The organism is Mycobacterium sp. (assembly GCF_032162605.1).
Classification (GTDB): domain Bacteria; phylum Actinomycetota; class Actinomycetes; order Mycobacteriales; family Mycobacteriaceae; genus Mycobacterium.
The window spans coordinates 1-7704 of record NZ_JAVROT010000269.1 but is presented as its reverse complement, the minus strand read 5'-3'; the positions used below and the strand labels follow the sequence as shown (position 1 = coordinate 7704).

The 7704-nt window shown below is 65.6% G+C and carries 8 protein-coding genes; all 8 read right to left on the bottom strand.

The window, feature by feature from the left end; translation table 11 throughout:
* Positions 1 to 100: 100 nt before the first annotated feature.
* Positions 101 to 1231, bottom strand: coding sequence for a pyrroloquinoline quinone biosynthesis protein PqqE (gene pqqE / locus QOI01_RS15920; protein WP_526382511.1), 1131 nt, complete (start codon positions 1229 to 1231; stop codon positions 101 to 103).
* Entirely contained in the window at positions 1224 to 1502 is a 279-nt protein-coding gene (pqqD, locus tag QOI01_RS15915; RefSeq protein ID WP_526382509.1) for a pyrroloquinoline quinone biosynthesis peptide chaperone PqqD, read from the bottom strand. Before pqqD ends, pqqE begins: the two co-directional genes overlap by 8 nt.
* Entirely contained in the window at positions 1489 to 2181 is a 693-nt protein-coding gene (gene pqqC / locus QOI01_RS15910) for a pyrroloquinoline-quinone synthase PqqC (protein WP_526382507.1), read from the bottom strand. Before pqqC ends, pqqD begins: the two co-directional genes overlap by 14 nt.
* Positions 2182 to 2190: 9 nt before the next feature.
* Complete coding sequence (gene pqqB, locus QOI01_RS15905) at positions 2191 to 3093, bottom strand: pyrroloquinoline quinone biosynthesis protein PqqB (protein WP_526382505.1); 903 nt, start codon at positions 3091 to 3093, stop codon at positions 2191 to 2193.
* A gap of 88 nt (positions 3094 to 3181) precedes the next feature.
* Complete coding sequence (pqqA, locus tag QOI01_RS15900; RefSeq protein ID WP_526382503.1) at positions 3182 to 3298, bottom strand: pyrroloquinoline quinone precursor peptide PqqA; 117 nt, start codon at positions 3296 to 3298, stop codon at positions 3182 to 3184.
* A gap of 49 nt (positions 3299 to 3347) precedes the next feature.
* The gene (locus QOI01_RS15895) at positions 3348 to 5033 is read right to left on the bottom strand and encodes a PQQ-dependent dehydrogenase, methanol/ethanol family (RefSeq protein WP_526382501.1); all 1686 of its coding nucleotides are present in this window, start codon (positions 5031 to 5033) and stop codon (positions 3348 to 3350) included.
* Between the two features lie 11 nt (positions 5034 to 5044).
* The gene (locus QOI01_RS15890) at positions 5045 to 5506 is read right to left on the bottom strand and encodes an MSMEG_3727 family PQQ-associated protein (protein WP_526382499.1); all 462 of its coding nucleotides are present in this window, start codon (positions 5504 to 5506) and stop codon (positions 5045 to 5047) included.
* A 693-nt stretch (positions 5507 to 6199) separates the two neighbouring features.
* The coding region (locus tag QOI01_RS15885; protein WP_526382497.1) for a peroxidase family protein at positions 6200 to 7704 on the bottom strand (1505 nt) is incomplete at its 5' end.

The following is a 7704-nucleotide window of genomic DNA, read 5'->3' as shown; positions in this document are numbered from 1 at the left end:
ATCCGGATCCACGACGGCTTCGTCGTTCCCAGTCCTAGGGACGACTGAAAATTGTCCAGGCCGAGCACGAATGCGATCGGAATCAGAGCGAAGAGAGAGTTCACGGTCGTACTTCCAAGGGGATTTGTGACCGGGCGCGGCCCGGGTTCGGTCGAGGAATCAGTACGCCGTCCCGCGGCCGCGTCGGGTCGTTTGCTGCCGTCACCGCCGCCTCGACCAGCTCATGATCCGGGGAGAGATGACAGACCGGGTCAGTGCGGGCGGCGTCGCCGGTGAGCGCGAAGGCCTGGCAACGACAGCCGCCGAAGTCGATCTCACGACGGTCGCAACTGCGGCACGGGTTCGGCATCCATGCGTCGCCGCGGAACTGCTGAAACAGTGGCGATTCCAACCAGATCCACTGCAGGGAGTGCTCGCGCACGTTGGCGCTGGGCAGGCGGAGCCCGCGGGCCAACTCATGGGCCGCCGGGCATGGCAGCGCTTCGCCGTTGGGCACCACGGTGAACTGACGGCGGGCCCAGCCGTCCATACAGGGCTTGGGATACTTGCTGTAGTAATCGGGGATGACGTAGATGATCTCCATCCGGTCCCCGAGCCGCTCCCTGGCCGCCCGCACCACCGTCTCCGCGCGCTCCAATTGCGCTCTGTTCGGCAGCAACCCGGCACGGTTGCGCCCCGCCCAGCCGTAGTACTGCGTGTTGGCTAGCTCGATCCGGTCGGCGTCCATCACCGCCGCCATGTCGACGATGGCACCGATCCGATCAATGTTCTGCCGATGCAGCACCACGTTGAGGGTGAGTGGCCAGCCCAGCTTCTTGACGAGCCGCGTGACCTCGTGCTTGCGCTCGAACGAGGCAGTGCCTGCGATCTGGTCGGATAGGTCTCGCTCATCGGCCTGGATGCTGACCTGCACGTGATCGAGGCCCGCGTCGCGGAGTTCCTCGGCGCGACGGGTGGAGAAGCCGAGCCCGCTGGTGATCAGGTTGGTGTACAGGCCCAGCTTGTTGGCGCACCGCACCAGGTCGACGATGTCGTGACGCTGCATCGGCTCGCCGCCCGAGAGGTGCACCTGCAGCACGCCAAGTTCGGCGGCCTCGGTGAACACCCGTTGCCACTCGTCGGTCGTCAACTCGTCGCGATAGTCGTCCAGCGCAACCGGATTGGAGCAGTAGGGGCAGTGCAGCGGACAGGCGTAAGTGAGCTCGGCGAGGAGCGCGTAAGGCTTATCCATGATCTATCTCCATCCCGTGCTTGGTGACGAGGTCGGCCACGAATCGTCGTACGTCGCCGTCGGCGACCTGGTCGTATCGGCTGCGCAGCTCGGACTGGATCTCTGCGATGGTCCGGCGGGCGTCGCAGAGCTCCACGATCGCGACCCCGGTGTCGTTGAGGACCCAGATCGTCTCCGGCGAGAGCAGCGCGTATTGCCCGCGCGCGGCGTCAAACCTCATCCGTACGTGGCGAGCCAGCCGCGGCCGGGCGGCCTCGTCAGCGATTTCCATAAGCCTGGTCGATCGCATCGAGCATGCTCCACAGCACGTCGCACTTGAACGACAGCGCCGACAGCGCGGCTGCCTGGGTTTCTGGCGTGACGCAGTGCGTCCGCACCACCTCAAGACCGTGCTCGGAGTCGCGGGGCGCCTGGGTGATGCGGGTCCGGAAGTAGGCGAGCTCCTGGGGGTCGATCCAGGTGTAGTGGCGTTCGAATGCCGCGAGCCGCTCTGCCATGAGGTCGGGTGCGAACAGCTCGGTCAGCGAGGAGGCCACCGCCTCCACCCATGGCCGGGTGCGCGTGAAAGTCACGTAGGCGTCGACGGCGAATCGCACGCCCGGGAGCAGGTGTCGGGCGTCCTCGACCTCCGCCCGGGTCAGGCCGACGGCCTCACCGAGTCGCAGCCACGCCTCGATCCCGCCGGTTCCGTCGGTGGTGCCGTCGTGGTCGATGATGCGCTGGACCCAGCGGCGCCGTATCTCACGGTCCGGGCAACTACTGAGGATCGCCCCGTCCTTCCGGGGGATGTTCAGCTGGTAGTAGAAGCGATTGGCCACCCACCCCCGGATCTCCTCCCGGCTGGACTGTCCGTTGTTCATCCGCCGATGGAAGGGATGTTGGTGGTGGTAGTCCTTGACGTGCTCGCGAAGCGCTTCCTCGAATTCGTCGGGCGCCAGTGCTGCGGTCATCATTGCTCCTCAGATGTCTAGCTCGAGCCCGTCCGCGGCGACTTCGATGCCGTGCTGCTCGAGGAGCCGTCGTTCCGGCGAGTCCTCCAGCAGGACCGGGTTGGTGTTGTTGATGTGTATGTAGACCTTGCGGTCGATCGGCAGCGACGCAAGCAGCTCGAGACTGCCGCCGGGGCCGGCGATCGGGACATGTCCCATATCTCGTGAGGTCTTGCTGGCCAGGCCGAGACTGGACATCTCGTCGTCCCGCCAGCAGGTGCCGTCGAACAGCAGGCCGGAGCAGTCGGCCAGTTCCTCGAGCACCTCAGGGGTGAGCTGCTGCACGCACGGCAGGTAGACCAAGCTGCGGCCGCTACCGGTGTCGGTGACGCGGTAGCCCACGACCCGGCCGTGCGTCGCGGCGCTTGGCGATGGGCTGGGGAACCGCATCGGCTTGACGGTGGGTACGTCGAATGCGCGGTACGACAACCCATTTGATCCGTCGCCAAGCGGCACGTCGGCGCCGGGCAGCACCGGGTGCCACTTGACCGGGCAGTACGCCTCGAGCGTCCTGAGCACCCCGGTTCCGGAGATCAGGGTCTCGTGAACCGATTCGGTCGCGTGCACTTCGAGACCGCGCCCCTCCCGCATCAACAGCAGGCCGAGGGTGTGGTCGAGTTCGGCATCGGTGAGCAGCACCGCCTGAAGCGGGACTGCCCTGCCCGCGTCGGGATGCAGCGCAGGGAAGGACTCGATCTGCGACTGGATGTCCGGTGAGGCGTTGAAGAGGAACCACTGCTTCCGGTCAGCGCTCACCGCGATCGACGATTGGGAGCGTGGCACGCAGGGGCGCGATCCAGTCCGCGCCGCGCGGCACTGGGGGCACCCGCAATTCCACTGCGGAAACCCACCGCCGGCTGCTGATCCAAGCACTCGCACCCACACGACCGATCACTCCCTCCGTTGGGATGCCGCGACGGGGCGCCGGGCCGTTTCGGGCCCGGCGCCCTGACGTGATCCGCTACCTGGCCCCGTCCAAGATGGCCACGTATGCGGTCACCTCGGCGGACACCCGGATCTCTGCGAACGTGGGGGCCTCCCACTGCTCCAGAGCGCTGACTGCGGTCTTCTTCTCCATGGTGTTCTCCTTCTCTCTCGGGTTTCGTGGACGGTCTAGCGGATGGGAATCAACCGGGCAGGGCGAAGGCGATCAACGCGCTGCCGTGGCCCTGGCCGAGCATCCCGGGGATGATGCCCTCGAGCCACCCACCCCAGCCGACCGGCACGACGACGTACTGCTTGCCGTCGACGCTGTACGTCGAGGGGCTGCTGTGGTGGCCGCTACCACACTGGAATTCCCACAGCTTCTCGCCGGTGCGGGCGTCGAGCGCGGCGAATTCACCGGTCGGGGTGCCTGCGAACACCAGGTCGCCAGCGGTGGCGAGCACCGACGCGGCCATGGGGTAGTCGAGACGCCAGCGCCACTTCTCCTCGCCGTAGCTGTCGAACGCGCTCACCGAGCCGGCCATGTCGTCGATGTCCACCTGGACGGCCGCGCCCCAGTACGGCATGCCCTCCTTGAACTCACGACGACGACGAGTTGCCGTGGCGCCCACGTCGGCGACCGGCACGTAGAACATGTCGGTCTTCGGGCTGTACGCCGCGTGCGTCCATTCCTTGGCGCCTGCCGGGCCAGGGTAGAAGTGGACCGGCTCGCCTTCCTTGTCCGGGTACTTCCTCGGGGTGACCTTGCCGTCACGGGTGATGACGCCCCAGTCGATCCGGTCGACGAACGGAGTAACGTGCTGCAGTTCGCCGTTCGTGCGGTCGAGAACGAAGAAGTAGCCGTTCTTGTCGAAGTGACCGAGCAGCTTCTTGCCGTCCCGCTCGAAGAGGGTCATCTCCATCGTGGAGTCGTAGTCCCATAGGTCGTGCGGGGTGAACTGGTAGTGCCACTTGATCTCACCCGTGTCGACGTCCAACGCCACGACGCTGTCCGTGTAGAGGTTGTCACCCTCGCGGACCTCGCCGTCGAAGTCGGGTGCCGGGTTGCCGGTGCCCGCGAAGTACAGGTTCAATTCCGGGTCGTACGTGCCAGTGACCCAGTGGTTCGCGCCGCCGCGCGCCCAGGCCTCACCGTCGGCGGGCCAGGTCTCCGAACCCGGCTCGCCGGGCTTGGGAACGGTGTACGTGCGCCACAGGTGCTCGCCCGTCTCCAGGTCCCAGTTGTCGATGTGGCCACGCACACCGAACTCGCCGCCTGCGCTGCCGGTGATGAGGGTGTTCTTGACGACCAGCGGAGCCAGCGAGGCGCTCTCGCCCGCACGCACGTCGCCAATGGCCTTCTGCCAGACCAACTTTCCGTTGGTGGCATCCAGCGCGAGCAGTTGTGCGTTCGGGGTGACGAAGTACACCTTGCCGTTGGCCACCGCGCAGCCGCGGTTGACGTTGCCACAGCAGAGCGAGACGTCGAACGGCACTGCGTGCTTGTAGCGCCATAACAGTTCGCCCGACGCCGCATCGAGAGCCCAGAACCAGCCGTCCCAACCGGTGACAAACATGACACCGTCCACGATGAGCGGGCACGCCTCGAACGCGTAGGTCGAGGAACCCGCGATGTGACCGGCGGAGCCGGCCTGGAAGATCCACGCCGGGCTGAGGCTCTTGACGTTTCCGCTGTTGATCTGGTCCAGCAGGCTGTACCGCTGGCCGTCATACGCACCGTAGTAGGTGAGCCAGTTCTGCGATTCCGAACGCGCGTCGAGCAGACGTTCGGAGTTGACGTCGTCCGTCACCGCAGGTGCGTTTCCCGGGATGGCGCTCAGCGCGCTGTGGTCGATCGCCTCGCCGGCGTCGACGTATTCAATGGTCATTTGGGTTCCTCCTACGGGCGTGGCTGGTCGGGACGGTCGAGACGGGCTTCCGGTGGCACCTCGCCGAGCACGACGATGGCGGCGGTGAGTCCCCGACCTTCGTCGTTGCCACCGGGCGAGCTGTACCAGTGGTAGCCCGGACCGTCCAAGGTCAGCGTCGCCTTACCCTTCGAATGGTTGAGCAGCCCGATGAACTGCTTGTCGCCATTGCTGGGAAACAGTGCAGAGTGCGTGTTCTTGTCATCGTTGATGACCGTGAGCTCAATCACGCCACCGTGCGGCATGACCAAGACGGCCGGCTCCCAGCCGCCCGAGTCCTCCATGATCGTCAGGGTGGCCTCCATCGTGCCGTCGGCCCGTTCGGTGGCCCTGGCGATGGAACCAGTTCCGAGTAGCCGGCCAATGGTCGCGTGGTTCTGTGCGTCCAAGCCGAGTTCGCTCAGTAGGCCGGCTCGTTCATCTGTGATCGTCATAGGACCTCACCTCCTCATCAGTGAAACTTCGTTGTTTGTCGTGCGGAATGCGAAAGCCGTTCAGGACGGATCGCATTCACGTCCTATTCTGTTGAATTCGTCGAGCCGAAATTCGGTTGGCTGTGCATTGATCCTCGGCTCTATTTGGTCGGTTACAGCTCGCCGCACAATGCCGCCGGTCGTCGAATCGCTTCGCTCGCGTAGGCGCCTGTTTCGAGGCTGTAACTAAGTGAACGATAGGTTCGGTCAAGCCCTCCGTACAGGCACGACCGCTGGGCGGTCGTACCTTGCCGTTCGCACGCCGCTAGGCGCCGTTCGTGGTGATGCGAGTCACATCCGCGGGTGCTAGGCCCCCACGCTAGGCGTCCGCGCGGTGCCCGGGACCTGCTAATCTGCTATGGAACCGGACCGAAAGGCTGCATCACGTCGGCACTGGGCTGAGCCAGTCCCGACCGCCCCTCGCAACGCTGACTGCCGTCGTTGGGCACCGAGTGCTCGCCCGGTTGGATCAGCGGATCGCAGTGCGTAGGCGGTGGCCGTCAAAGCCCGAGCGATCCGCAGTGCTCCGGCGACCTCATCATCCTCATACAGAATTCAGTACGGCGGTATCCGCGGACGGTCGACAACTTGGCAGGTAAAGCATTTACGACGGCGTTTCCGCAACGAATACGGCGGACTTCTGCGAAAAAGGAGTCAGGGCCGGTCGAACAAGTCGAGGTTCATGACCTTGTGCCACGCGGATACGAAGTCGCGTACGAACTTCTCCTCACCGTCCTGGCTCGCGTACACCTCCGAGATTGCGCGCAGCATGGGGTCGGCCGCGAAGGCGAGGTCGACGCGGCTGGCGATCCACTTGACCTCGCCGGTGCATCGGTCACGGCCGTCGTAGGTTGCCGTCCCGGCGACGATGTCCGTCCTCGGTGCCCACTCGGTGTCCTCGTCGAGCAGGTTGACGAAGAATTCGTTGGTCAGCGTGCCCGGTGTCGAGGTGAACACGCCCAAGGGGGACTGGTCGTGGTTGGCGCCGAGCACGCGCAGCCCACCGAGCAGCACTGTCATCTCGGCGGCGCTCAGGGTCAACTGACTCGCGCGGTCGATGAGCAGGTGTTCCGGCAGCAGCCGGTTGCCCTTCCCGACGTAGTTGCGGAATGCGTCCGCGGTCGGCTCGAGCGCGGAGAACCACTCGACGTCGGTCCACTCCTGCGTCGCGTCCGTACGCCCCCGCCGGCAGGGGACTTCGATGTCGTGACCGGCCTTCGCTGCGGCATGTTCGATCGCGGAGCATCCACCGAGCACGATCAGATCGGCAAGCGAGATCTTCTTGCCCCCGCGATGGGAATCGTTGAACCCTTGGCGGATCTGCTCCAGTGTGCCCAGCGCAGTCACCAGGGTCTCGGGCTCGTTGACCTCCCAGCTCCGCTGCGGTTCGAGGCGGATGCGCGCGCCATTCGCCCCGCCGCGCTTGTCACTGTTTCGGAACGTCGAAGCCGAAGCCCACGCCGTGAAGACGAGTTGCGATACCGACAAGCCCGACTGGAGGATCTGAGTCTTGAGCGCGACGATGTCGTCGGCATCGACGAGCTCGTGATCGACTTCTGGCACCGGGTGCTGCCAGCTCAGCCGTTCGGACGGAACCAATGGTCCCAGGTAGCGCTCGATCGGGCCCATATCGATGTGCGTGAGCTTGAACCAGGCCCGCGCGAACGCGTCCGCAAGCTGGTCCGGGTTCGCCAGGAAGCGTCGCGCTATCGCCTCGTATATCGGATCTTCCTGCAACGCAAGGTCCGTGGTGAGCATCGTCGGGGCGTGGGTCTTGGATGGGTCATGGGCGTCTGGAACGGTGCCTGCCCCGGCACCGTCGCGCGGGACCCACTGCCACATCCCGGCAGGGCTGAGCGCCACATCCCACTCGTAGGCGAACAGGGTCTCGAGGAAACTGTTGTCCCACTTGGTCGGTGTGGGCGTCCATATCCCTTCGAGCCCACTGGTGACGGTGTCGGCAGCGTTGCCAGTGCCGAAACTGTTGGCCCAGCCCAGGCCTTGTGCCTCCAGCGGCGCGCTTCCGGGTTCCGGACCGAGGCAGCTGCCAGGGTCGGCCTGTCCGTGGGACTTGCCGAACGTGTGCCCGCCCGCGATCAGCGCAACGGTCTCCTCGTCGTTCATCCCCATCCGGCGGAACGTCTGACGGATGTCGCGCG

Excerpts from the sequence above, each read along its gene's own strand:
- QOI01_RS15890 (WP_526382499.1), bottom strand. The coding sequence starts at position 5,506 with ATGACGATCACAGATGAACGAGCCGGCCTACTGAGCGAACTCGGCTTG.
- QOI01_RS15895 (WP_526382501.1), bottom strand. The coding sequence starts at position 5,033 with ATGACCATTGAATACGTCGACGCCGGCGAGGCGATCGACCACAGCGCG.
- pqqD (WP_526382509.1), bottom strand. The coding sequence starts at position 1,502 with ATGGAAATCGCTGACGAGGCCGCCCGGCCGCGGCTGGCTCGCCACGTA.
- pqqA (WP_526382503.1), bottom strand. The coding sequence starts at position 3,298 with ATGGAGAAGAAGACCGCAGTCAGCGCTCTGGAGCAGTGGGAGGCCCCC.
- pqqE (WP_526382511.1), bottom strand. The coding sequence starts at position 1,231 with ATGGATAAGCCTTACGCGCTCCTCGCCGAGCTCACTTACGCCTGTCCG.
- pqqC (WP_526382507.1), bottom strand. The coding sequence starts at position 2,181 with ATGACCGCAGCACTGGCGCCCGACGAATTCGAGGAAGCGCTTCGCGAG.